This window comes from Afifella sp. JA880, assembly GCF_025379905.1.
Lineage (GTDB): Bacteria > Pseudomonadota > Alphaproteobacteria > Rhizobiales > Afifellaceae > Afifella > Afifella aestuarii.
Map to the genome: position 1 here is coordinate 167,184 of NZ_JAOANH010000001.1, position 24,694 is coordinate 191,877.

At 61.1% G+C, this 24,694-nt stretch carries 22 protein-coding genes; 15 read left to right on the forward strand and 7 right to left on the reverse strand.

The annotated features are described in order from the left end of the window. Nucleotides 1-34 precede the first annotated feature (34 nt). A complete protein-coding gene (locus NYQ83_RS00870; protein ID WP_261211464.1) occupies nt 35-676 on the forward strand; it encodes a cation transporter in 642 nt (213 codons plus the stop codon). A gap of 39 nt (nt 677-715) precedes the next feature. Here NYQ83_RS00870 and NYQ83_RS00875 read toward each other — a convergent pair whose 3' ends face one another. Continuing rightward, nucleotides 716-1,399, reverse strand: a complete 684-nt coding sequence (locus NYQ83_RS00875) for a DsbA family protein (RefSeq protein ID WP_261211466.1) — start codon at nt 1,397-1,399, stop codon at nt 716-718. A 37-nt stretch (nt 1,400-1,436) separates the two neighbouring features. Next, on the reverse strand, nt 1,437-3,266 hold the full coding sequence (locus NYQ83_RS00880) for an extracellular solute-binding protein (protein ID WP_409976937.1): 1,830 nt from the start codon (nt 3,264-3,266) through the stop codon (nt 1,437-1,439). A gap of 194 nt (nt 3,267-3,460) precedes the next feature. On the opposite strand from NYQ83_RS00880, the gene NYQ83_RS00885 reads away from it, so the two are divergent. Both NYQ83_RS00885 and NYQ83_RS00890 read left to right on the forward strand, forming a co-directional pair. Next, nucleotides 3,461-4,099 (forward strand): invasion associated locus B family protein, encoded by a 639-nt coding sequence (locus NYQ83_RS00885; protein WP_261211469.1) that lies wholly within the window; start codon nt 3,461-3,463, stop codon nt 4,097-4,099. A gap of 186 nt (nt 4,100-4,285) precedes the next feature. Further along, complete coding sequence (locus tag NYQ83_RS00890) at nt 4,286-5,596, forward strand: Nramp family divalent metal transporter (protein WP_261211470.1); 1,311 nt, start codon at nt 4,286-4,288, stop codon at nt 5,594-5,596. Between the two features lie 24 nt (nt 5,597-5,620). Here the strand turns inward: NYQ83_RS00890 and hspQ are convergent, their stop codons facing one another. Continuing rightward, the gene (gene hspQ / locus NYQ83_RS00895) at nt 5,621-5,941 is read right to left on the reverse strand and encodes a heat shock protein HspQ (RefSeq protein WP_128294113.1); all 321 of its coding nucleotides are present in this window, start codon (nt 5,939-5,941) and stop codon (nt 5,621-5,623) included. A 75-nt stretch (nt 5,942-6,016) separates the two neighbouring features. Then, nucleotides 6,017-6,970, reverse strand: a complete 954-nt coding sequence (locus NYQ83_RS00900) for a lauroyl acyltransferase (RefSeq protein ID WP_314733270.1) — start codon at nt 6,968-6,970, stop codon at nt 6,017-6,019. A gap of 104 nt (nt 6,971-7,074) precedes the next feature. Between NYQ83_RS00900 and NYQ83_RS00905 the strand changes: the two genes are divergently transcribed. Further along, on the forward strand, nt 7,075-8,040 hold the full coding sequence (locus NYQ83_RS00905; protein ID WP_128294111.1) for an AEC family transporter: 966 nt from the start codon (nt 7,075-7,077) through the stop codon (nt 8,038-8,040). Between the two features lie 3 nt (nt 8,041-8,043). On the opposite strand, the gene NYQ83_RS00910 is transcribed toward NYQ83_RS00905, so the two are convergent. Beyond that, nucleotides 8,044-9,216, reverse strand: a complete 1,173-nt coding sequence (locus tag NYQ83_RS00910) for an FAD-dependent monooxygenase (protein WP_261211478.1) — start codon at nt 9,214-9,216, stop codon at nt 8,044-8,046. 263 nt (nt 9,217-9,479) lie between these two features. Here NYQ83_RS00910 and NYQ83_RS00915 point away from each other — a divergent pair, with 263 nt between their 5' ends. The 3 genes from NYQ83_RS00915 to NYQ83_RS00925 are packed head-to-tail and all read left to right on the forward strand — an operon-like array spanning nt 9,480 to nt 11,934. Beyond that, nucleotides 9,480-10,214 (forward strand): CDP-alcohol phosphatidyltransferase family protein, encoded by a 735-nt coding sequence (locus NYQ83_RS00915; RefSeq protein ID WP_261211479.1) that lies wholly within the window; start codon nt 9,480-9,482, stop codon nt 10,212-10,214. Between the two features lie 17 nt (nt 10,215-10,231). Next, the gene (locus NYQ83_RS00920) at nt 10,232-10,960 is read left to right on the forward strand and encodes a TerC family protein (protein ID WP_261211480.1); all 729 of its coding nucleotides are present in this window, start codon (nt 10,232-10,234) and stop codon (nt 10,958-10,960) included. Continuing rightward, the gene (locus NYQ83_RS00925; RefSeq protein ID WP_261211482.1) at nt 10,957-11,934 is read left to right on the forward strand and encodes a quinone oxidoreductase family protein; all 978 of its coding nucleotides are present in this window, start codon (nt 10,957-10,959) and stop codon (nt 11,932-11,934) included. Before NYQ83_RS00920 ends, NYQ83_RS00925 begins: the two co-directional genes overlap by 4 nt. A gap of 207 nt (nt 11,935-12,141) precedes the next feature. On the opposite strand, the gene doeB is transcribed toward NYQ83_RS00925, so the two are convergent. Then, nucleotides 12,142-13,152 (reverse strand): N(2)-acetyl-L-2,4-diaminobutanoate deacetylase DoeB, encoded by a 1,011-nt coding sequence (gene doeB / locus NYQ83_RS00930; RefSeq protein WP_261211485.1) that lies wholly within the window; start codon nt 13,150-13,152, stop codon nt 12,142-12,144. 373 nt (nt 13,153-13,525) lie between these two features. Here doeB and NYQ83_RS00935 point away from each other — a divergent pair, with 373 nt between their 5' ends. The 6 genes from NYQ83_RS00935 (at nt 13,526) to NYQ83_RS00960 (ending at nt 21,026) form a co-directional block, all read left to right on the forward strand. Then, nucleotides 13,526-14,911, forward strand: coding sequence for an aminotransferase (locus NYQ83_RS00935; protein ID WP_261211486.1), 1,386 nt, complete (start codon nt 13,526-13,528; stop codon nt 14,909-14,911). 133 nt (nt 14,912-15,044) lie between these two features. Further along, entirely contained in the window at nt 15,045-16,241 is a 1,197-nt protein-coding gene (locus NYQ83_RS00940) for a M24 family metallopeptidase (RefSeq protein ID WP_261211488.1), read from the forward strand. 258 nt (nt 16,242-16,499) lie between these two features. Further along, nucleotides 16,500-17,615: an ABC transporter ATP-binding protein gene (locus NYQ83_RS00945; protein ID WP_128294104.1), complete on the forward strand. Its 1,116-nt coding sequence runs from the start codon at nt 16,500-16,502 to the stop codon at nt 17,613-17,615. A gap of 101 nt (nt 17,616-17,716) precedes the next feature. Next, nucleotides 17,717-18,811: an extracellular solute-binding protein gene (locus NYQ83_RS00950; RefSeq protein ID WP_261211490.1), complete on the forward strand. Its 1,095-nt coding sequence runs from the start codon at nt 17,717-17,719 to the stop codon at nt 18,809-18,811. Between the two features lie 68 nt (nt 18,812-18,879). Next, the gene (locus tag NYQ83_RS00955; RefSeq protein ID WP_261211495.1) at nt 18,880-20,166 is read left to right on the forward strand and encodes an ABC transporter permease; all 1,287 of its coding nucleotides are present in this window, start codon (nt 18,880-18,882) and stop codon (nt 20,164-20,166) included. 8 nt (nt 20,167-20,174) lie between these two features. Further along, nucleotides 20,175-21,026 carry an ABC transporter permease gene (locus NYQ83_RS00960; protein ID WP_261211497.1) on the forward strand — a complete coding sequence of 284 codons (852 nt, stop codon included), beginning with the start codon at nt 20,175-20,177 and terminating at the stop codon, nt 21,024-21,026. Nucleotides 21,027-21,122: 96 nt separating this feature from the next. Here the strand turns inward: NYQ83_RS00960 and NYQ83_RS00965 are convergent, their stop codons facing one another. Further along, a complete protein-coding gene (locus tag NYQ83_RS00965; protein WP_261211499.1) occupies nt 21,123-21,620 on the reverse strand; it encodes an Hsp20/alpha crystallin family protein in 498 nt (165 codons plus the stop codon). Nucleotides 21,621-22,043: 423 nt separating this feature from the next. Here NYQ83_RS00965 and NYQ83_RS00970 point away from each other — a divergent pair, with 423 nt between their 5' ends. Together NYQ83_RS00970 and NYQ83_RS00975 are read left to right on the forward strand one after the other, a co-directional pair. Beyond that, nucleotides 22,044-23,123, forward strand: coding sequence for an HlyD family secretion protein (locus NYQ83_RS00970; RefSeq protein WP_261211501.1), 1,080 nt, complete (start codon nt 22,044-22,046; stop codon nt 23,121-23,123). Next, nucleotides 23,120-24,691 (forward strand): DHA2 family efflux MFS transporter permease subunit, encoded by a 1,572-nt coding sequence (locus NYQ83_RS00975; protein ID WP_261211503.1) that lies wholly within the window; start codon nt 23,120-23,122, stop codon nt 24,689-24,691. Before NYQ83_RS00970 ends, NYQ83_RS00975 begins: the two co-directional genes overlap by 4 nt. Nucleotides 24,692-24,694 lie beyond the last annotated feature (3 nt).

Consider the following 24,694-nt stretch of genomic DNA (forward strand, 5'->3'; position numbering starts at 1 on the left):
CCTAGCAGCCTATTGGATCGGATGTGAGGCCGAGATGAGCGGTTGCTGCGAGGACGGATGCTGCGGGAGTGCGATCCGTGGTGACGACGGACGTTTTTCCCGACTTCTCTGGATCGCGCTTGTCGTCAATGCCGGGATGTTCGTCGTGGAGGCAGGAGCGGGAGTTGCCGCCGGGTCGCTGTCGCTGCAGGCCGATTCCCTCGATTTCCTCGGAGACGCGGGAAATTATGCCGTCAGTCTGATGGTCGTCGCCTCGGCACCGGCCGTGCGAGCCAAGGCCGCGCTTTTGAAAGGCGCCACGATGGGGCTCTTCGGTCTTTGGATCGTGGCTGCAACCGTCTGGCGTGCCTTCAATGCGGTGCCGCCGGATCCCCTGACGATGTCCTGGGTCGGGCTCCTCGCGCTCATCGCCAATCTCGGTGTAGCCGCTCTTCTGTGGGCCTATCGCGGGGGCGACGCCAATATGCGCTCCGTCTGGCTTTGTTCGCGCAACGACGCGATCGGCAACCTCGTCGTGCTCGTTGCTGCCGCCGGGGTCTTCGGGACGCAAACGGCCTGGCCCGATCTCATCGTCGCGGCCGTGATGGCTTCGCTCGCGCTCCAGGCTGCGACTATGATCGTGCGCCATGCGCTTCTCGAACTTCATGACGAAGCCCGTGAGCAGAAGGCCGCCTAGACGATAGCTGGAGCTGAGTGAGCCGTAAGGCTGGCCCTTTTAGGCCGGTCCGTTGTCGTTGGCGTTGTGCGACGCCGCCAAAGCCGCGTTGAAAGCCTCGACGAGGACCTCAGGTGCCTGTGCGCCAACGACGACATAGCGGTTACCGACAACGAAGGTCGGCACGCCGCTCACACCCATCTGACGGGCGAGGGCGATTTCCTCCTCGACCAGTTCGCGGTCGGCACCGCTGGCCAGAAGATTCGAGACGATGTCGCGATCCATGCCGGCGTTGCCGGCGATCTCCGTCAGCGTCTCCGGCTCGTTGAGCCGCCGGCCCTCGATGAAATAGGCATTGAACAGCGCCTCGACGATCACGTCCTGCACGCCGGCGCTTGCCGACCAGCGGATGAGGCGGTGGGCGTCGAGCGTGTTGGGTGAGACCTCGATCGCATCGAAATCGAAGGGAATCGCTTCCTGCGCTCCGGCGGCGCGCACGTCGACGTAGAGAGAGCGTGCTCTTTCGGCCGAGCCGAATTTCTCCGCAAGATAGAGACTGCGATCCTTGCCTTCCGGCGGCAAGGTCGGGTCGAGCTGATAGGGGCGCCAGCGGATGTCGAGCGGAATGTCGGTCTGGCTCGCGGCCTTTTCCAGGCGTCGCTTGCCGATGAAGCACCAAGGGCACATCACATCGGAGATGACGTCTACGGAAAGGCGGCTGGTCGGAGGAAGTTCGTCTCTCATGCGAGGAACTTAGCGCGAGGCACCTGTCTGGCCAGCGTCAATGCTGCGAGGCCTCGGCCGACCACCAGGTGGTCGGCTCCGGTCCATAAAGCGACCCGTGCGAGGGATGGGAAAGCCTGTTCCAATAGGCGACCCACTCGGCGGGGGCATGAAAGAGCGGCACGACGTAAAAGCCGGAAATGAGGACCCGATCGAGCGCGCGGACCGCGGCGACGAAGGTCTCCCGGTCTCTGACGGACAAGAGGCTTTGGATCATCGCGTCGATGGCGGGATCGGAGGCGCCGGAGAAATTGAAGCTTCCCGGGCTTTCTGCAGCTGCGGAGGACCAGCGGAAGGATTGCTCACTCCCGGGAGAGAGAGACGCGAAGGCCAGATTGTACCTGATCATGTCGAAGTCGAACGATTTCAGCCGCTCCCAATACTGGCTCGCATCGACCTGCCGGACATTTGCGCTGATGCCGACGAGCGCCAGCGCGTTCTGGTACGCGAGAGCCAGGCGCTCGTCCTCGCGCGTCATCACCAGGATTTCGAACGCGAAGGGCTCGCCCGTCTTCTCGTTGACGATCTTGCCGCCCTGGCGGACCCAGCCGGCCTCTTTCAGCAAGGCGAGGCCCTTGCGGAAATTGTCGCGGTCGCGGCCGCTGCCGTCGCCTTCGGGCGGACGATAGCTGCCGTCCATCACAGATGGGAGGACCGCATCAGGGTAGGGCGCGAGGAGCTTTTTTTCTTCTTCGGAGGCGGGGCGACCGATTGCCGAGAGTTCAGAGCCCTCGAAATAGCTTGCGGTGCGGTCGTAGGCGCCGAGGAAGAGGTTTTCGTTGAGCCATTTGAAGTCGAGAAAATAGCCGAGCGCCTGACGCACGCGCTTGTCGGCGAAAACCGGCTTCCGGGTGTTCATGAAGAAGCCGTTCATCCCCTTGGGGATGCCCGTATCGAACTTTTCGAGTTTGACCAGGCCCTGTTCCACAGCCGGGAAGCGATAGCCGGTCTGCCAGCGGCTCGGATCTTTTTCCCGATGATAGTCGAAGAGGCCCTTCTTGAAGGCTTCAAAATAGGTGTTGGTGTCGCGGAAATACTCCAACCGAATCTCGTCGAAATTGTCGAAGCCGCGCTTCACCGGCAGATCCTCGCCCCAATAATCATTCCGCTTTTTCAGGATGATAGAGGTGCCAGGGCGGGTTTCGGCGACCTCGTAGGGGCCGGAGCCCATAAGCGGCGTGAGACTGCTTCTCGAAAACTCGTCTTCCGACACGGCGTGTTTGGGAAAGATCGGCTGCAGCGCGACGAGAAGCGGCAATTCGCGGCTGGCGCCGTCATCGAAGGTGAAGCGCACCGTGCGTTCGCCCTCGGCCGTAACGTCGGCCACCCTGGCATACCAGGTTTTCGGGCGCCCATGGTCTTTCAGGAGGTTGAAAGAATAGACGACGTCCTCCGCCGTGACCGGCTCACCGTCGGCCCATTTCGCTTGCGGGTGTATGGAAAACGAGATCCATGAGCGGTCGTCGGGGACGGTGACGCTCTCAGCGAGCAGCCCATAGAGCGAAAACGGCTCGTCGCGATTTCGCACCATGAGGCTTTCCCAGAGATTGTTGCCCCATTCGTCGTCCCATAGAGCGCGCGGCGCCGTTCCCTTGAGGATGAAGGGATTGAGACTGTCGAAACTGCCCACCATCGCGTAGGCGATGCGCCCTCCCTGCGGAGCCTCCGGATTGGCATAGGGGAGGTGATCGAAGTCCGCCGGAAGCTTCGGGTCGCCATGCATGGCAATCCCGTGCTGGGATTCTTGAGCGCTGGCTGGGAGGATCGACGCGACAAACCCCAAGAGCAGCGCCGCGAGCGCGCTCGTGAGGCGAGGGCAAGGCACCATTTGGGATGGCTCTCCAGTTATCGTCTATCGTTTAAGGGCGAGAATCGGACCTTGCGCCAATCTGGCATAGCGTGCAATTGCGGACTATGGAGTTGGCCGCGGGGCTCCGACATGGTGTCGCCGCATTCTGAGGTCTTCCAACCCGGACAGAATGAAAGGGCGCCGCGGGCGCCGAGTCAGTGCGAGGATCATCCATGCAATTTCTTCAGGCCGCGATGCGGCGGTCGCGTTCCATTGCGCAGGTCGCGGCGCCCTTGCTCCTGGTTCTTGCAGTCTCGCCCGCCTGGGCGCAGGACCAGCAGCCGAACCAGGATCAGCAGCAGCCGGAATGGGTCAAGCTGTGCAGCGAAAACCCGCAGAACAAGAAGCAGGTCTGCGTGGTCACACGCGAGCGTCGTGCCGCCACCGGGCAGCTGCTTGCAGCCGTCTCGTTGCGCGAGACGGAAGGCAAAAAGTTCCTGGTTTCCGCCGTGCCGCCGGGAATGCTCTTGCGGCCGGGGCTGCAGGTTCAGATCGACGGCGGCAAGCCCACCAAGGTGCAGTACTCGATCTGCTTCCCGAATCTCTGCTTCGCAGAAGCGGAAGTGAATGACGATTTTCTCGCTTCCATGAAGCGCGGCAGCAAGCTCGTCATCACCACGCTCAACCAGCAGGCCAAGCCGATCAATTTCGACGTCAGCCTGTCGGGCTTCACCGCCTCCTATGATGGCGAAGCGATCGACCCGAAAGAGCTGCAGGCCGAGCAGCAGAAGCTGCAGGACGAGCTGAAGCGCAAGGCCGAGCAGGCCCGCAAGCAGCTCATCGAGAAGCAGCAGCAGAGCTCCGGCCAGTAAGGCCGGCTCTCCATAAAACGTTTCAAGGCCCCGGCATTGCCGGGGCCTTTTTTGTTTCGGCGGGGTCTTCTGTCTTTCTGGAGGACGTCGCTTGCTGCAAAAGATCGAAATGCGTTTGGTGGCCAGCAGTTGACAACGATTTAGCCGGGGCTACATTTCTCGCCATACAGCAAAAGAAGCCCCCGCGTGACCGCGTCCCCTCGCTCTTCTTCTTTATCCGACCGCACCACCACGGCCATCCGCGAGACCCTCGCGGGCAGGCGCCGCGGGCCTTTCTCCGGAATGGTCTTTGCCGGGCCGGCAGTGATCGCCTCGATCGCCTATATGGACCCGGGCAATTTCGCCACGAACATCCAGGCGGGCGCGAAGTACGGCTATACTCTCCTGTGGGTCGTCTTGATGGCGAACCTGATCGCCATGTTGTTTCAGGCCCTGTCTGCTCGGCTCGGCATCGTCACCGGGCGCAATCTCGCGGAGCTCTGCCGAGACAGGTTCCCGCTGCCAGTCGTTCTCGTGATGTGGGTGGTGAGTGAGATTGCCGCGATGGCGACCGACCTTGCCGAGTTCCTCGGCGGAGCGATCGGGCTCGCGCTCCTCTTCGACATGCCGCTCCTTGTCGGCATGGGGATTACCGCCGTCGTAACGCTCGCGATCCTGCTGTTCGAGCGGGGCGGTTTCCGGCCGATGGAGCTCATCATCGGCGCACTCGTCGGCCTTATCGGGCTTTGTTACCTGATCGAGATGTTTATCGCACCCGTGGATTGGGCGGCGGCCGGTCTGCATGTCTTTGTGCCGGAGATGCCGGATGGCGAGGCGCTGCTGATTTCTGTCGGCATCATCGGCGCGACCGTCATGCCGCATGCTGTCTATCTGCATTCGGGTCTGACGCAGAACCGCGCCCCGGCGATCAACGATCAGGAGCGGCGCACGCTCGTTCGATTCTCCAATCGCGAAGTGGTGCTGGCCCTGGCGGTGGCGGGGCTCGTGAACATGGCCATGGTGGTTATGGCCTCGAGCGCGTTTCACGCGGGTCACAGCGAGGTCGCGGAGATCGAGACGGCCTATCACACGCTGACGCCGCTTCTCGGCGTGGCGGCGGCCGAAGTGTTCCTGATTTCCCTGATCGCGTCCGGCGTGTCGAGCTCGGTCGTCGGAACGATGGCCGGACAGATGATCATGCAGGGATTCGTCGGCTTCAGCATTCCGATCTGGGTCCGGCGGCTCGTCACCATGCTGCCAGCCTTCGTCGTCGTCGCGCTCGGCATCAACGCCACAAAGGCGCTCGTCATCAGCCAGGTGATTCTGTCGATTGCACTGCCTGTGCCGATGATCGCACTCGTCTACTTCAGCGCCAGCCGCGAGATCATGGGGCAGTTCGTTGCGCGGCGCTTGATCAGCGTCATCGCCGTGACGGGAACGGTCGTCGTTCTGGCGCTCAATATGGTGCTTTTGCTCGACATATTCGGCATCGACATACCCGGTCTGCCGCCTCTCTAAATGGGAGGCCGAGACCGCAAAGCCCTAGTTGATGGCCTCGCGCATTTGGTATTGGCCGTTCTCAAACGAGGCGAACAGCTCGGTCACCTGCGGATGACGGACGGGTTCGCCCGAATCATCAGGGACGAGGTTCTGTTCGGAGACGTAGGCCACGTATTCGGTCTCCGCGTTCTCCGCCAGCAAATGATAGAATGGTTGGTCCTTCGACGGCCTGATCTCGGCCGGGATGGCATCGTACCATTCGTCCGTGTTGTCGAAGACAGGATCGACGTCGAAAATCACGCCGCGGAACGGCAGGACGCGATGTTTGACGACGTCACCGATATTGAATTTGGCTGATCGCATGTTGTCCATAAGTTCAACCCAACAGCTCGAAGATCGGGCATCCTGAGGGAAAGTCAAGGCGCGGCTTCGGGCTCCTCAACTGCGCACTCGGGCTGATTTCCAGCGGTCGTGAACCCACATCCACTCTCCCGGCCTCTCTCTGATCCAGGTTTCGAATTGTGTCTGGATCGTCTGAGTAAATACGGCCACATCGTCCATCTGGTTTCCAGTTTGGGGGCATTCGAGCACCTTCGCCTGAACGATGAAGCGTGCACCTTTGCCTCGAATGACGCGGCCTGCAACCACAGGATTATGCAAACGACGTGCCACCATCGCAGGAAAGGGATTGGCGGTCGTCTCCTTGCCGAAGACCACGACCTTGATGCCTTTCGCTTCACGCTGATCGCCGAGAAGCGCGACGGCGCCGCCGGCACGTACATGGGCCATCACGCGTCTCGGTGTGGACTTGGCTTTCGCGATGAGGCCGCCCGGAAACACGTTTGACCGCAAGCTCGTGACGTAGGCGTCGGAGTAGGGGTTCTTGAGCCTTTGATAGAGGCCGATCCCGTTGAGCTCTTTCGGGATGGCGATCGACGCGATCTCCCAATTGGCCGAATGGAGGCCGACGACGAGCAGGCCCGCACCGCGGTCAACAAAGCTCTGACGCAGCTTCGGGTCGATGTCGATCGTCACGCGGTCGCTCGCCAAGATGAGGTCGATGAGAAAGCTCTCGGCGAAGGTCCGCCCCAGATTGTCCCATTGTTGGCGGGCGATCTCCTGGCGCTCCGATTCGCTCTTTTCGGGAAAGGCGATGGCGAGATTTTGCATCACCCTCGGATGCCGATGCGTTCGAGGTCCGACCAAACTCCAGGCGCGACCCATCATGTTCGACGCAACATCGATTGGTAACGATCGCAGGAGTACCGCGACGAGACGCATGAGAGCGTACTCGGCGAAGTAGCGTGCACGGCGTGTCGGTGACAATGATCGGCCGGAGGTCATGGCTTGCCCGCGGAAGCCTGCGTCAATTGACGAGATGGGTCCAACCATCTAGCCCGCAGGGTCGGCGGACCGCTTAGCGAAGCTCGCTCGCGGATGCAACACGAGCCGACCCGTCGCCCTGAAGCCATGAAGAAGGAAAGCGCCGGTTCAGGATGAGTGATATCGTGGGCCTTGCCCTGCCATTCTTTGGTCTGATCCTTCTCGGTTTCGTCGCCGGCCGCATCTGGCACGAGGATGAGAAGGCGCTCGCCTGGCTGAACCTCTACGTGATCTATTTCGCGCTTCCGGCGCTCTTCTTCGAGGTGCTCTCGAAGACGCCGATCGAAGAGCTGACGAACGGCAGCTTCATTTTCGCGACCACTTTTGCGACCTATACCGCGTTTGCTTTCGCCTTCGCGTTTGCGGTGCTCAAGAACGACGGTCGCATTCCGGAGGCGACCGTTCAGGGGCTCGTCGGGGGCTACGGCAATGTCGGCTATATGGGTGCCCCGCTGGCGATCGTCGCGCTTGGGCCGCAGGCGGCCGCACCGGCGGCGCTGATCTTCAGCTTCGATGTGACCCTCGTCTTCACGCTGGCGCCCCTCATGATGGCGATGAGCGGGGCAAGTCATCAGCCGATCGGCTCAATCTTGAAGTCGATTCCCCGCAAAGTGCTCTTGCATCCTTTTATACTAGCGACGCTCGCGGGTGTTCTCGCCGCTTTCATCGGTGTTGGCCTTCCTGCGCCGCTCGAGCGGTTCCTGTCGCTTCTTGGGGGGTCTGCCGCGCCCTGCGCGCTTTTTGCTCTCGGCGTCACGGTTGGCTTGCGACCGCTGCGGCGGGTGCCGGGCGAACTGCCGTTTCTGATCGCGATCAAGCTCCTCGTGCATCCGCTGATCGCTTATCTTCTCCTCACCTGGATCGGAGGGTTCGACCCGGTCTGGATCCAGACCGGGGTCTTGATGGCGGCACTGCCGCCTGCCGCCACGATCTATGTGATCGCGACGCAGTATCGCACCTATGTGCTGGAAGGCTCGTCGGGGATCCTACTCGGAACCGCGGCGTCCGTGGTAACTGTCAGCCTCGTTCTTTATCTCGTCACCACGGGCCTTTTGCCGCTCGATCCGTTCGGATCCTAGCTCTCAGAGACCCCGGAACGTCTTCGCCAGACCCTGTTGCATCAGAAACCGTCGGAAGGGCGCAAAGCCGCCGGCTGCCGAGAGCGCGACCGTGCGCAACGCCTGGACCGGCAGAAGCCCGGTCAGCAGCGATCGGTTCAGGAGATCGACTGCAAGCGTACGGCTGCGAACATCGGCCTGGCGAAGGCGATGAAATTCTGTGGCCGTGCCTTCGTCGAGCCGGTTGCGATTGAGTGACAGGACCGTTTTGAGGGCTTCGACGTCGCGCAGGCCGAGATTGAGGCCCTGAGCTCCGATCGGGGGAAAAATATGCGCGGCCTCGCCGATCAGAAGCGCGCGCCCCGAGGCGAAGCGGTCGGCGAGACCTGCCGAAAGAGGATAGCTTGCGCGCGGCGAGGTGACCTGCATGGCCCCCAGGAGCGAATGCGCGGAGCGTTCTGCGCGCCGCGCGAATTCTTCTTCGGGGATCTCGCAGAGGAGCGCAGCTTCGCGCGGGCGTTCGACCCAGACCAGGCTGACATTGTTGCCCTGCATCGGGACGAGCGTGAACGGACCTCGATCCGTGTGGAACTCCGTTGAGACAGAATGATGGGGATGAGTGACGGATAAGGTCGTCACCAACGCCGATTGGGCATAGCGCCAACGTCTCACCGCTATGCCGGTTTTGGCTCGAACGAGAGAGCGCGCGCCGTCGGCACCCACCACGAGGTCACTCTTCAGGTAGGCACCGCGGCCGGTGGTGATGTGGACGCAGTCGCTGTGGAAGCTCAGTTCACTGGCGGTATCCTCGAAAATGGTGATGTAGCGGCTGTTGCGCGCGCGTTCGGACAGCGCTTCGACGAGGCGGCGATTGGGGATGTTATAGCCAAAAGCGTTCAAGCCGACCTCGCCGGCGTAGAACGTCACCTCGGGTGCGCGAATGAGCCGTCCGGTGTCGTCGATGAGCCGCATAGCCTGCAAAGGTGCGGCGGCCGAGACGAGATCGGGCATGGCGCCGAACTGTTCCAGAAGCTCGATCGAGCCAGCAAAAAGCGCAGCGGTGCGTCCGATGGGGAAGGTCGCAGGTGGAGCGATGATGGCAGTGGTGCGCCCGGCTTCTGCCGCCGCGAGCGCTGCGGCCCAGCCGGTGGCACCGCCTCCGACGATGCAGATTTCGAAATCGTCGCGTGGCTTCATTCTTAATCCTGCCATATCTTCGCTCGAACCAGATTGTCTGCCGAGCATTTATTGCCCTATGGGTTGCGTTTCCAGGCATATGGCCTCTTGCCAGAGCGCAAGCAAAGACCACAACGAGGAAAAGAATCTCTCCGTGACGCAAAAAGCTTGCATCGTTTGCCGCAACCGGGCCAATGCCTCGCCGGCAGACAACCGGTGGATCTTTTTGCCCTTGCCGGAGGGCTGGTGTTTTGGCGCCGAACGCGGCATGAGGAGCCACTATGTTGACGGGGTCTAGAGATTTGCAGCTCGGGCAGCAACTGGAGCATTTACGCGCCGCCGCGTCGCTCTTCGCCATCCATCTATTGACGGCGAGCGGGGCAGCGCTGGCGCTGCTTGCGACGCTTGCGGCCGCGCGCGGAGAATGGCGCGCCGCATTCGTGTGGCTTGGGATCGCGCTCATCGTCGATGCGCTCGACGGGCCGATCGCGCGCCGCTACCAGGTGGGCTCCCGCCTGCCACGCTGGGATGGCAGCGCGCTCGATTTCGTCATCGATTACACGACCTATGTCTTCGTGCCGGCCATTATCCTGGCGAGCGGCTGCGGGCTGGGAACCTTTTTCGGCATTCTCGCCGCAATGATCGTGGCGATCACCGGCGCGCTCTATTTCGCCGACACGCGGATGAAGGAGCCGGACAATTCGTTCAGAGGGTTCCCGGCCGCCTGGAATCTCGCCGTCTTCGTCCTCTTCGCTTTGCAGCCGCATCCTTTCGTAACCTTCATGGTGACGGTGCTCCTCGCTGTCGGCACGTTTCTTCCGGTCAATTTCGTGCATCCCGTGCGCGTTACCAAATGGCGCTGGCTCACGCTGCTGATGATGGTGCTTTGGATGGTCTGTGCTGGCATTTTGATCGCGACCGGTTTCGATCAAAATTCGACGGTCGAGATGCTGCTGCTCGTTACGAGCTTCTATCTTCTCGGTGTTGCTGGCGTGCAGCAGCTTCTGGCACGCTTTTAGCCTCAGCCAGCTGAGACATGGAGCTCCTGTCGGATCCGCAAGTCTGGGCGAGCTTCCTGACGCTCTGCGTCATGGAGATCGTGCTTGGCATCGACAACATCGTCTTCATTTCGGTCGTCGTCAGCCGGCTACCCGAGGAGCGGGCCAAAAAAGCACGCCAGATCGGGCTTCTTCTGGCGCTCGTCTTCCGCATCCTGCTTCTGCTCGTCCTGTCGTGGCTGATTGGGCTCACGGCGCCGGTCTTCACCGCGTTCGGGCAGGACGTCTCGTGGCGCGATCTCATCTTGATCGGTGGCGGGCTTTTCCTGATCTACAAGGCGACGCATGAAATCCATGCCGAGATCGAGCATGAGACGGCGACGCTTGCGGAGGCCAAGACCGCGTCCTTCGGCGGGATCATCGCCCAAGTGCTGATCATCGATATGGTTTTTTCCGTCGATTCCATCATCACGGCGATCGGGATGGCCGAACATGTCGAGGTGATGATTGCGGCCGTCATTGTGGCGATTGCGGTCATGTATGCCGCGTCGGGACCGATCGCCGAGTTCATCAAGCACAATCCGACCACCAAAATGCTCGCGCTCGCCTTTCTGCTTCTGATCGGCGTGGCGCTCATCGCCGACGGTTTGGGTTTCCATATCCCGCGCGGCTATATCTACTTTTCCATGGCATTTGCGGCGGTGGTCGAGGTGTTCAACGTCCTTGCGCGGCGCCGCCGGCAGAAGATTGCAGGAGGCGGAGAGTGACAATTGTCGTTCGGGTTCACGCGCATGGCGGGCCGGAGGTGCTGCAGGTCGAAGACCAAGAGGTCGGCGAGCCGGGAGAGGGCGACGTCAAGATCCGGCATGAGGCGATCGGGCTCAACTACCTCGACACCTACTACCGCACGGGCCTCTACAACGCGCCGAACGGCTTGCCGCTCACGCCCGGCAACGAAGGGGCAGGAACCGTCGTTTCCGTCGGGGCCGGGGTTTCGCGTTTTCGGCCGGGCGATCGGGTCGCCTATGTCGGCGGACTTGGCGCCTACGCAGCCGAGCGACTGATTTCTGCCGATAGTCTGGTGCGGCTTCCCGATGAGATCGACTTCAAGACCGGCGCGGCGATGATGCTGAAGGGGCTGACGGCCCAGTATCTCCTGCGCCAGACGTTTCGGGTCGAACGCGGGCAGACGATCCTCTTTCATGCGGCTGCCGGCGGGGTCGGGTTGATCGCCTGCCAATGGGCGAAACATCTCGGAGCGACCGTCATCGGGACCGTCGGATCGGCCGATAAGGCGGAACTCGCCAAAGCGCACGGCTGCACGCACACCATCAATTATCGCGAAGAGGACTTCGTCGCTCGCGTCAAGGACATCACAGATGGTCGGCTGTGCGACGTCGTCTATGATTCCGTCGGCCAGAGCACCTATCCCGGGTCGCTCGATTGCCTGAAGCCACGGGGCATGTGGGTGTCCTTCGGGCAATCTTCTGGGCCGATCAAGGATTTCAATCTCGCATTGCTGGCCCAGAAGGGGTCGCTTTACGCCTGCCGGCCCACCCTTTTCAGCTACATCGCCAAGCGCGAAAGCCTGCAGGCGATGGCAGACGATCTCTTTCACGTCGTGGCGAGTGGTTTCGTGAAGATCGAAGTCAACCAGGAATTCGCGTTGAAGGATGTGGCAGACGCCCATCGTGCGCTTGAAAGCCGGGCGACGACGGGAGCGACCGTCCTTGTTCCGTGAGGTCGTGACTGCGCCGTGATCTAAGTTCATCTGTCACGATCGCGCGGCGAGCCGCACCATTTCCGGTGGCTCTGTCCCCCTCAACAAAGAAGCCGGGCTCGTGGCCCGGCAGAATTTGGAGTGAGAAGGCCTCGACTTTAACAGGCGAAGGTTTGCGGGCTCGTATGGCGATCCGCCGCATCATAGCCGGAGCTGGGCCCGCTCAAGCTACCCTTCGGCCGGCTTATCAGGCTCCGTGGTTGCGATGACCGCGAGACAGTCACCAAGACCGACGAGCCCAGGAAAATGACGCGCGGCGAGGATACCGTCGAGGCCTGCTCGATAGTCTTGAGGCCTTCCTCCCAAACGCTCGATCGGATGCACAGAAAGGAGGAGATCCCCCTTTCTGACCTGCGCCCCAAGATCGACCGCGGGCTCGATGAAGCCTTCGGACTGGCTGAAGGAAAAACATTCCGGTTCGGGCATATCCAGAAATATGGATGGCTGGTGCTCGATCGGGCCTGCCAGAATGCCCGCATGTTTTAGGACGTTTGCGAGGCCGCGTCGTGCGATCGCCAATGTCCGCGCAGTGGAGGTTCCACCCCCGCCGATTTCCGTCGTGACGAAGGCTTTGCCGAGAGCCTCTGCGGCCGTGTCGAGCATGCCGACGGCGTCGATTTCCAACATCGTCATCGAATAGGGCGCGCAGAACGCATCTCGGGCTTCCCGGCAACGCGCCTCCTGCGCCTTGTTTTCGAGCACGTGACAGGCCGCAAAAGGCAGGAAATCGAGTGTCTTTCCGCCGGAATGGAAGTCGAGCACCAGATCCGCCATGGGCAGCAGAACGCGCTGAATGTAGTCGGCGATCTTCTCTGTCACACTGCCGTCCGCGCGTCCTGGGAAGGTGCGGTTGAGATTGAACGTGTCGATGGGCGAAAGGCGGGTTCCTGCACGAAACGCCGGGTAGTTCATGAAGGGAACGAGGATGATGCGCCCTGTGATGTCATCGAGCGTGACCTTCCGGGCAAAATCGGCGAGTGCGACGGGTCCCTCATATTCGTCGCCATGGCTGCCGCCGGTGACGAGGGCGGTCGGGCCGGGGCCGTTGCTCACGACCGTGATCGGTATCATGAGATTGCCCCATGCGCTGTCGTCGCGGCTCCATGGCAGTCTCAGATAACCGTGCTGGATGCCTTCGTGCTCAAAATCGACGGTCGGAACGATGGGGCTGTCAATCATCGCGGGCTCGTTCGGGCTTCCATGCTTTCTGGTCGAAAGCATAGGATCGGAGATCCTCGCAAGCTTCAACGCATCTATTGGGCGAATTGCTTTCCGGAACTCCACGCTGACTGAGTCATGTCGGCGCGCGCTTGCCCCTTAAGGTTTCAACGCCTAGGCTTCCTTTGTCCGTCTTCAATTGGTCCATGCTAGGCGTCGCGCCGCCTGCCGGACCGCCCGTTGCGGAAAAGGAATGGCTCGCGCGCGTCTGAGACACGACGATGGTCGACCGTAGGCAGACATTCTCTCTGCCGGGGGGCCGCTAATCCCCCCGGCCCGGCCTTGCCCAGTCAGCCCCTGCATCGTCTTTTCCCGCCAACGAAAAGGACCCGTCATGGACGAACACGTCACCGCCAATGACCTGGAAACACTCGACCGGGCGCATGTCTTCCATCCCTCGACGCATCTTGCGCAATTTGCGCGTGGCGAGGCGCCGTCGCGGATCGTGACCGGGGGCAAAGGCTGCACCATCGTCGATCGGGACGGACGCAAAAGCCTTGATGCCTTTGCGGGCCTTTATTGCGTGAACGTCGGCTACGGACGGCAGGAAATCGCGGATGCGATCTACACCCAGGCGAAGGAGCTTGCCTATTTCCATGCCTATGCGGGCCATTCCAACGAGCAAGTGATCCGGCTGTCGAGCCGGATCGTCGACAAAGTCGGCCTCGGAATGCAGCGCATCTATTGGGGGCTCTCCGGATCGGATGCCAACGAGACCAACATCAAGCTCGTCTGGTACTACAACAACGTGATGGGGCGGCCGGAAAAGAAGAAGATCATCTCCAGGCAGCGCGGCTATCACGGGTCGGGCATCATGACGGGAAGCCTGACGGGTCTTGCGCTTTTCCACAACGCATTCGATCTCCCACGCCCGCCGATCCTGCACACCTCGTGCCCGCATTACTGGCGCTACGGCCGGGAAGGGGAAAGCGAGGCGGATTTTTGCAAACGCATGGCTGCGGAGCTCGAGGAACTGATCCTTGCCGAGGGACCGGAGACGGTCGCGGCCTTCATCGGTGAGCCCGTTATGGGAACCGGCGGGATCATTCCACCTCCCGAGGGCTATTGGCAGGAAATTCAGGCGGTCCTGAAAAAGTACGACATTCTCCTGATTGCCGATGAGGTCGTCACGGGATTTGGGCGCACCGGCGAATATTTCGGTTCGCACACCTACGGCATCGAGCCTGATCTCATCACCATCGCCAAAGGCGTGACGTCAGCCTATCTGCCTTTGTCGGGCGTCATCGTCGGCGAAAAAGTCTGGCACGGGCTCGAAAAGGGGACCGACGATCTCGGCGTCATCGGTCATGGCTGGACCTATTCCGCGCATCCGACCTGTGCGGCCGCAGCCAACGCTAACCTTGATATCATCGACCGCGAAGATCTCACGGCAAATGCTCGTGACACCGGCGGCTATCTTGTTAAATCGCTGCAGGAGGCGGTCGGCGATCACCGGCTTGTCGGCGAGGTCCGTGGTGTCGGCCTGATGGCGGCCGTCGAATTCGTCGGTGACAAGGACACGAAGGCCGCGCCGGATCCGTCCTTGAAAGTCGGCATGAAAATGTCGGCCGCGCTCCTGGAAGAGGGGGTGATCGCCCGGGCGATGCCGCACAGCGAATGTCTTGGCTTCTCGCCTCCGCTCGTGATCACCCGCGACGAGGTCGACCAGGTTGTCTCGGCAACAAAACGGGCCATCGAGCGCGTTTCCGAAAGCCTTTGAGGCCGCGTTTTTACGGCCGCGTTGATGCATTCGCCCAGCCTGGGCGGATAAAGCCAGAGGCTTGGCCCGGAAACTGCACGGCGGTGGAAGACTGCCGTCAGCGGAGATTTTGGGCCGCGGAGGGAGAGCCGGTATGGAGTTTGGCAAGAACAACACTCCGTTCAGCGAGGACGAGTTCGCCCAGAGGCTTGTCAACACGAAACGGGCGATGGACGCGGCCGGCCTGGACGTTCTCATCGTCTGTGATCCGGCGAACCTGAACTATCTGACCGGCTATGATGGCTGGTCGTTTTATGTGCATCAGGCTGTGATCGTCGCGCAGGCCCTCGAACAGCCTTTGTGGGTGGGCCGCAATCAGGATGTGAACGGCGCGCATCTGACGACGATTCTCCCGGAAGAAAACGTCATCGGTTATGCCGACGAATATGTGCAGTCGCTGACGCGGCATCCGATGCAGGTGGTGGCCAGCACCATCGCTGAACGGGGCCTCGGCTCGGGCAGGATCGGTGTCGAGGCCGATTCCTATTATTTCACGGCACGGGCTCAGGCGGTGCTCGCAGATGAGCTGCCCGGTGCGGTCTTCGCCGATGCCGGCGTTCTGGTGAATTGGTTGCGATGCGTGAAGTCGGATGCCGAAATCGCGCTGATCCGGCAGGCGGCTCGCATCACCGAGCGTATCATGCAGAAGGCCGTCGACCTGATCGATGTGGGTGTTCCGCAAAGCGAGGTGGCGGCCGCCATTCTCGAGACGGGCGTCCGTGGCATACCGGGCGAGGGGGGATATGGCGGCGATTATCCCGCCATCATGCCGTTGATGCCGAGCGGGGTTGGCACATCCTGCCCTCATATCACTTGGCGGGACGAGCCGTTTCTCGCCCAGACCGGGACGACGGTCGAAATCGCTGGCGTCCGGCATCGCTACCATGCCCCGATGAGCCGAACCGTCTATCTCGGAACGCCGCCGCAGAAGATGCGCGATGCGGCAAAAATCGTCGACGAAGGTATCGAGGCGGCGCTTGAGGCCGCGCGACCGGGTGCAACGGCGCATGATGTTTATGCCGCGTGGAGCGGCGTCATTGCGCGCCACGGTATCTTCAAGGAATCCCGGTGTGGCTACTCGTTTGGTCTGAACTATCCGCCGGACTGGGGCGAGCGGACGTTGTCGTTGCGGGCGGGGGACGAAACGGTGCTTCAACCCAATATGACGATTCACTTCATGCCTGGGCTCTGGCTCGACGATTGGGGTATCGAGATTTCCGAACCCATCCGGATCACCCAATCGGGTGTGGAGCAGTTCTGCAGTTTTTCGCGTGAGCTAGTCGTCAAGTAGTTCAAGGGTTTGGCGCCTTTTATGGCGCTCTCCGAGCATGGCAATTATCCCAAAGTCGCGTCGGTTCTGTGCGCTGCGGCTTGCTTTTGGCGCCATTTCTTGGAAAAGTGACGAAATAGAGACGAATTCCTTCGCCAGCGGCGACGCTCGGTGGTGGACTAAAGACGGCTTAAGCCGTCCAAAAAAGACAATGGGTTGAACAGCAGCAGCGTCGGGGCTTCGCTCGGGAGCCTTCGACAGTGTAGCAGAAAGGCATTCATGCAGGACGAGAACGGCGTCGCCGAAGGCGCCGAAGATCGCGCCTATGTGCGCTTCGAGGACGTTCAGAAGAGCTATGATGGCGAAACGCTCGTCATCAAAAATCTGAACCTCGAGATTGAGCGCGGCGAATTCCTGACCATGCTTGGGCCGTCCGGGTCCGGGAAAACCACCTGCCTGATGATGCTGGCAGGATTTGAATCCACCACCCATGGCGCGATCTATCTGCACGATCAGCGCATCGACAACGTGCCGCCGCACAAACGCGGCATTGGGATGGTGTTCCAGAATTACGCGCTCTTCCCGCACATGACCGTGTCGGAGAATCTGGCATTTCCGTTGAAGGTCCGCGGCTTGTCGAAGAGCGACACGGAAGAACGTGTGAAGCGGGCGCTGGAGATGGTCGAGCTGCCGCAATTCGGCGACAGACGGCCAGCGCAGCTTTCGGGCGGACAGCAGCAGCGTGTGGCCGTGGCGCGTGCGCTCGTGTTCGAGCCAGATCTCGTCCTGATGGACGAGCCGCTCGGCGCTCTCGACAAGCAGCTGCGCGAGCAGATGCAATTCGAGATCAAGCACATCCACGACAATCTCGGGGTGACCGTCGTCTATGTGACGCATGATCAGACCGAAGCGCTGACCATGTCTGACCGTGTTGCCGTCTTCAACGACGGCATCATTCAGCAATTGTCGACGCCTGAAGTTCTCTACGAGGCGCCCGACAACGCTTTCGTCGCTCAGTTCATCGGCGAGAACAATCGCTTTTCAGGGCGTATCGTCGAACGCGTGAGCGATCAGGAAGTGCGGGTGAAGCTCGATACGGGCGAAGACGTTCGCGCGCTTCCGGTCAATCTCAATGGCGGGGACCGCACGACCCTGTCTTTGCGTCCCGAGCGCGTGCTCATCAACCCGGACGAGGGGGCCACTCCCAATGTCCTGGAAGGCACCGTGCAGGAAGTGATCTATCTCGGTGATCACATCCGCACCCGGCTTGCCGTGGCAGGCCATGATGATTTCATCGTCAAGATCCCGAATGCGGCCGGGCATCCGAGCCTTCAGCGCGGCCAGGCCGCGCGACTCGGCTGGACGATTGAAGATTGTCGGGCACTCGACGCCTGACAAAGCGCCCATATCTGGCGCCCATTTCCCGACCGGCAGGACACGAATAATGCCGGCAAAAGCTCCCAAACGGGGACCAACAGCAACGGAGGTCAGTCCGAATGAAGCGAACCCTATCCCTTATGGCCGCAGTGGCGATTGTGCCGAGCATGGCCTTGGCCGCAGAAGGTGACAGCCTGACGATCGTATCATGGGGCGGCGCCTATACGATGTCGCAGGAAAAGGCCTATCACGAACCCTACAGCGAGAAGACCGGCACGCAGATCCTGCGTGAGGATAAATCGGCAAATGCGCTTGCGGGCATCCGCTCGCAGGTCGAGGCCGGGAACGTCACCTGGGACGTCGTCGATATGCTGCAGGCGGATGCGCAGCGCGCCTGCGACGAGGGTCTCATCATGGAGATCCCGCACGACGAGTGGCTCGCTCCGAGCCCGGATGGAGCCAAACCCACAGAGGATTTCATCGACGGCACGCTCGGCGATTGCTTCATTCCGCAGATCCTTTACGCGACCATGTTCGCGTATAACGAGGAAGCGTTTCCGGATGGCGGCCCCAAGACGGTGGCAGATGTCTGGGATCTCGAAAAATTCCCGGGGACTAGGTCCTTACAGAAAATTCCTCAGAAGAACCTTGAATGGGCTCTCATCGCCGACGGTGTGCCTGCGGACGAGGTTTACGAGGTGCTCGCGACGCGCGAAGGACAGGACCGCGCCTTCGCCAAGCTCGACGAGATCAAGGACAACGTGATCTGGTGGTCGGAAGGCGCGCAGCCGCCGCAGATGCTTGCCGACCAGGAAGCTGTCATCGCCACTGCCTATAACGGCCGCATCTTCAATGCGCAGGTGAACGAAGACCAGCCCTTCAAGATCATGTGGGACCACCAGATGTTCGAGGTCGACGGCTGGGTCGTGCCCGTGGATCAGAGCGAAGACGATCTGAAGCTGATCAAGGACTATCTCTATTTCGCCACCGATACGCAGCGGCTTGCCGACCAGGCGAAATACATCGCCTACGCGCCGGCGCGGAAGTCGTCTGTGCCTCTCGTCGGGAAGATGGAGGGTACCGACATCGACATGAAGCCGCATATGCCGACGACGCCCGAAAACTTCGAGACGGCGGTGCAGTTCGACACCTCCTTCTGGGCCGATTACGGTGACCAGCTCGAAGAGCGCTTCAACGCCTGGCTCGCGCAGTAAGCGAACCTGGTCGGAAAAGACGTCCGGCGCGGTTCTCCCGCGCCGGGCATGAACGTGGAGCGCAGGATATGGCGGATATAGCGGCAGACGGCTACGTGCCGGAGCGGGACGAAAGCGGAGCGTTGACGACCTTCGACGGGACGCCGCTCAAAGTTTCGTTGCGAAAGTCGCAAAGACGGGCCAAGCGGCGAGCCTTCTATCTCGTCGTTCCGCTCCTTGCCTTCCTCTTCATCACCTTCACGATCCCGATCGTCGGGATGATCGTGCGCTCAGTCTACAACCCCGAAGTGGCCAATTATCTTCCCGAAACCTCCGCGGCAATCGGTGACTGGGACGGGGAAGAGCTGCCGCCCGAAAAGGTTTTCGCGGCCATGGCCGCCGATATGGAAGTTGGTCTCGAAAACCGCACGATCGGACGCGCCGCAGGGCGAATCAATCGCGAAATTCCGGGTGCTCGCAGCCTGGTAATGGGGACGGCCCGTCACGTCGACGAGATGCAGCCACCCTACCGCGACGCCTTCCTGGAGGAAGACGAGGACTGGTCCGATCTCGAACTCTGGCGCCTCCTCAAGCGTGAGACCCGCCTCATCACGCCGGCCTATTATCTTCTGGCGCTCGACTTCGAATACACGCCGCGCGGCGACATCGTGGAGCGGCCTGAGATTTATCAGGTTTACCGTCTGCTCTTCATCCGCACTGCCTGGATGAGCATCGTCATCACCGGCGCCTGCCTGCTTCTCGGCTATCCCGTCGCGCATCTTCTGGCGACACTGCCGCTCAGAACATCGAACCTGTTGATGATCCTGGTGCTGTTGCCGTTCTGGACATCGCTTCTCGTGCGGACTTCGGCTTGGATGGTGCTCCTGCAGCAGGAGGGGGTGGTCAACGACCTGCTCGTATGGGCCGGAATCATCAACGACAACGGCCGTATCCGCATGATCTACAACCAGTTGGGTACGATCATCGCGATGACGCACATCCTGCTGCCGTTCATGATCCTACCGCTCTATTCGGTGATGAAGACGATCCCGCCGTCCTACATGCGGGCGGCGCGCTCGCTTGGCGCCAATCAGTTTACCGCCTTCGTGAAGGTCTACATGCCGCTCACCATTCCCGGGCTTGCGGCGGGTGTTCTCCTCGTCTTCATCCTGGCGATCGGCTACTACATCACCCCGGCGCTCGTCGGCGGCGAAAGCGGTATCTTCATCTCGAATTTGATCGCCTCCAACATGCAGGGAACGAGCGCGCAGCTGAAACTGGCTTCGGCGCTCGCGACGATCCTCCTCGTGCTGGTTCTCTTCTTCTACTGGCTCTTCAACAAGCTTGTCGGTGTCGACCGGCTGAAGTTCGGGTGAGGTAAGCCATGGCCCTTCCTACCTATGCCGGACCGCTTGAGCGCACCTGGTACTACAGCTACCGCGTCATCTGTGCGGCGATCTTCATCTTTCTGATCGTGCCGATCCTGGTGATCGTGCCGCTGTCGTTCAACGCGCAGCCTTATTTCACTTTCACCAAGGAGATGCTCTCCTTCGATCCGGACGGCTATTCGCTGCGCTGGTACGAGGAGCTTCTCTCCAGCCGTGAGTGGATGCGCGCCATTGGCAATTCCTTCTTTATCGCGATATCGGCGACGATCATCTCGACAACGCTCGGCACGCTTGCCGCGCTCGGCCTTTCGCGCCCCAATATGCCGGCCAAGGGGTTCATCACGGCCGTTTTGATTTCTCCGATGATCGTGCCGCTGATCATCACGGCAGCGGCGCTGTTTTCCTTCTATGCCCGGCTCGATCTTGCCAATTCGTATTTCTCGATCATCATGGCGCATGTGGTCCTGGGCACCCCCTTCGTCGTGATCACGGTGACCGCGTCTCTCTCGGGCTTCGATCAGCAGCTCATCCGAGCGGCACAGAGCCTTGGCGCCAACCAGGTCACCACCTTCTTCAAGGTCATTCTGCCGCTGCTTCTCCCGGGCGTCGTCGCCGGCGCGCTCTTCGCCTTCATCACCTCACTGGACGAGGTCGTCGTGGTCCTGTTCCTCGCCGGGCCGGAGCAGGTGACGATGACGGTGCGAATGTTTTCGGGGCTCAGAGAAGAGATTTCGCCAACGATCCTGGCGCTCGCGACGATCCTGGTCGCGATCTCGATCCTGCTTCTCTCGTCGATGGAATTGCTGCGCCGGCGCTCCGAACGTCAGCGTGGCATGAGCCCGGGCTAGCCGGCCGTCCGAACCGGTCACAAAAAAGGAGGCGCCGAAGCGCCTCCGCAGATGTGTGCCGGCAGCAATCGTTCTTCTGCTGCCGGGCAACCTCGCTCAGTGTCCGTTGACCGTGATCTTGCGTCCCTTGGCCTCCAGCTCCCTGGCGCGGGGGACCGTCACCTTGAGAACGCCTTTGTCGAAGCTCGCCGTCACTTCGTCGGCTTTCGGCTCAAACGGAAGAGCGAAACGGCGCATGAACGTACCGTACGAGCGCTCGACGAGATGATACTGTTTCTTTTCGTCTTTTTCCTCTCGCTCGACCTTGTTTTCCGCCTTCAGCGTCAGCACGCCCTCGGTGAGGTCGAGTTCGATATCCTTCTCGTCGATACCCGGTAGTTCGGCGGTCAGCTCAAGGCCCGTCTCGGTTTCGGCAACATCCACCTTTGGCGACAGAAAGCCGCCCGAAGCCGAATTGGCCGGAGCGCTCCAGTCGCGCGTGAAGTCGTCGAAGAGGCGGTCCATTTCGCGCCGCATCGCGAGGAAAGGGTCGGTCTCAGGCCCGCGGGTCAGCGCGGTCTGGCGACCAAATGGAATCATCGATCTGAAATCCATGACGTCACCTCCTGATAAAAAAGGCCGACGCCGGACAACTGGGTGACCAGTGTCGGCCACGTCATCACGCCCTTTATGTGGCGTTGCGAATCCTGCCGTTCAAGGCTCCGCGCGAGCTTCGTTGACACCTGTGGATCGGCCGGTTGCCGGGTTTCCGCACACGCGCACTTGGTCTCGTTGCTCTCATCGACTTGATCTTTCGGGTAAGGGGCGGAGAGCGGGCTTGTCTCCCACTACACGCACAGATAAATGCACCGGAAGGTACCTTTCTTTTTCGGTGTGTTGATGAGCGAACAAGCGTCTGACGCTGACGACGGCGAACGGTCTGGAGCGGATCCTGAAGACAGCGGAGAGAAGGGGCGAGCGGAAACTTCGCAATCACCGAGTGAAGACGCCAAGCGATCTCCGCTGAAGAAGCCTTGGGTGCGGGTTTTCCTGGTGGTTGCCGGCGTTGCGCTGCTTGTCGGCGGCGGCTGGTGGCTGTGGCATTACTGGACGGTCGGCCGCTTCATCGAGAGCACGAACGACGCTTATTTGCAGGCCGATCAGGTCACGATTGCGCCGAAGGTCGGTGGCTATGTCGAGGACGTCGTGGTCCAGGCCAATGCCAGCGTCGAGGCTGGCGATGTGCTCGTGAAGATCAATGACGAGGATTATCGTGCCGGCGTGGCACGTGCCAGTGCCGGCCTGCAGGCCGCTCGCGCAGATCTTGCGAAGGCGAAAGCCGAGGCTGGACGATCCAGGGTCGCTGTCCAGCAGGCGGAAGCCCAGCTCGCTCAGGCGAAGGTGAACGAGGCTTTTGCGCAAAGCCAAGTGGAGCGCTATGCACCTCTCGTGAAGACTGGGGCGCAGCCGGAAGAACGGTTGTCGCAGCTCATCAACCAGCGCGACCAGGCCGAAGCGCAGGTGAAGGTCGCTTCCGCATCTCTTGCCTCTGCGCATGAAGCGACCAATACGGCCGACGCTCAGATTCTCCAGGCGCGGGCCGCCGTGCACCAGGCTCAGGCTCAGCTGACTGATGCCAACAATCAGCTTGCCAATACGCTGATCAAGAGCCCGATCTCGGGACGGGTCGGCGACAAGACGGTGAATGTCGGTCAGCTCGTCCAGCCCGGAACGCGGCTTATGACGATCGTGCCGGTCGATCAGCTTTATTTGGAAGCGAATTTCAAAGAGACTCAGATTGAGCTGATGCGTGTCGGCCAGCCCGCGACGGTGAAGGTCGATGCACTGACCGCCGAGGAGTTGCACGGCCATGTGGAGAGTTTTTCTCCGGCGACCGGCGCACAATTCGCTCTGATCCCACCTGAGAACGCCACCGGCAATTTCACCAAGATCGTGCAGCGTGTGCCGGTTCGCATCGCGGTCGATCCAGGACCTGCCGCGAGTAAGGTTCTGGTTCCTGGCCTCTCGGTCACGGTCGAAGTCGATACGCGCGGCGCTCGCGACGAATACGAAGAGATGCAGGAAGAGGGGCGGCGCTCCGAAGAGGCCGCACAGTGAGCTCGGCCGCGGCCACAGCGGACGCTGGCGCACCCGCCTCAAGCGAGCCGCGCGCCGATGCTGCGGCCTGGCTGGCCGTTGCTGCCGGCACGATCGGTGCGTTGATGGCGACGCTCGATATTTCCATCGTCAACGCGGCATTGCCGGTGATCCAGGGTGAGATCGGTGCGAGCGGCACCGAAGGCACCTGGATCTCCACCGCCTATCTCGTCGCCGAGATCGTCATGATCCCGCTGACGGGCTGGTTCGTGCGTGTCCTGACGCTGCGCACGTTTCTCCTGCTCATGACGATCTTTTTCGTCGTTTTCTCGGTCCTTTGTGGTCTCTCTTCGTCGCTGACGATGATGATCATCGGCCGTGTGGGGCAGGGATTTACCGGCGGCGCGATGATACCGACGGCGCTCACCATCGTCTCGACGCGGCTGCCACCGGACAAGCAACCGATCGGGATTGCGCTCTTTGGTCTGACGATTGTGCTCGGGCCGATCCTCGGACCGCTCATTGGCGGCTATCTGACGGAGCATGTCAGTTGGCACTATGCCTTTTTCCTCAACCTGCCGGTGGGGCTCGGGCTCGTCCTTTTGCTTGTCGTCGGCATGCCGCCGGCGAAGGCGCATCTTCGAGCGTTCTTCAAGGCGGACTGGTTCGGTATTCTCGGGCTGGCGCTCTTTCTTGGGTGTCTGACCACGGTTTTGGAGGAGGGGCAGCGCGAGCTTTGGTTCCAGTCGGAGCTGATCGTGGGCCTCAGCTTCGCTTCGTTCGTCGGGCTCGTCCTTCTTATCCTCGGGCAGAGGAGAGCGGCCGAACCCGTGATCGATCTGTCGATCCTGTTTGAGCGGAGCTTCGGCAGCGTCTTTCTGATGAGCCTCGTCACGGGTGCCGCGCTTTACGGTATCCTCTATCTCATCCCACAGTTCTTGGCCCAGATCCCGGACTATAACGCCTATCAGTCCGGTCTCATCGTGCTCATCAGCGGCATTCCAACCCTGATGATCATGCCGTTCTTTCCTTTCCTTGTGCGTACGCTCGACCTCCGTCTGGCGATCGCGATCGGGCTTTTCATCTTTGCGTTGAGCTGTTTCGCCGACACAGCGATGACGGCCCAGTCCGACGGCGGCGATTTCTACTTCTCCCAGCTGCTTCGCGGCGTCGGTCAGGGATTTGCGCTGCTCTTTCTAAATCAGGCGGCGACGAGTTCGGTGGTGCGCGAAAAGGCAGACGACGCGTCCGGGCTCTTCAATGCGGCACGAAACCTGGGCGGCTCTTTCGGGCTTGCTCTGATTTCCACGCTTCAGGACCGACGCGTCACGTTCCACGTCGAGCGGATCAGCGAGACCGTCAATGCCAATTCGGTTCAGGTCCAAGAGCGTCTGCAGGAACTCGGCGGCAATGACGCCTATCAGCGGCTGCAGGCCTTGAAGATGCTCTTCGGGACGATCCGCCAGCAGGCCGTCGTGATGATCTACAACGACCTGTTTTTTGTCTTCGGTATCATCCTTCTCGTTTCCATCCCGCTCGTTCTGCTCCTGCGGCCTTTGCCGCGCGGGCAGGGCGTGGCGATGCACTAAGAG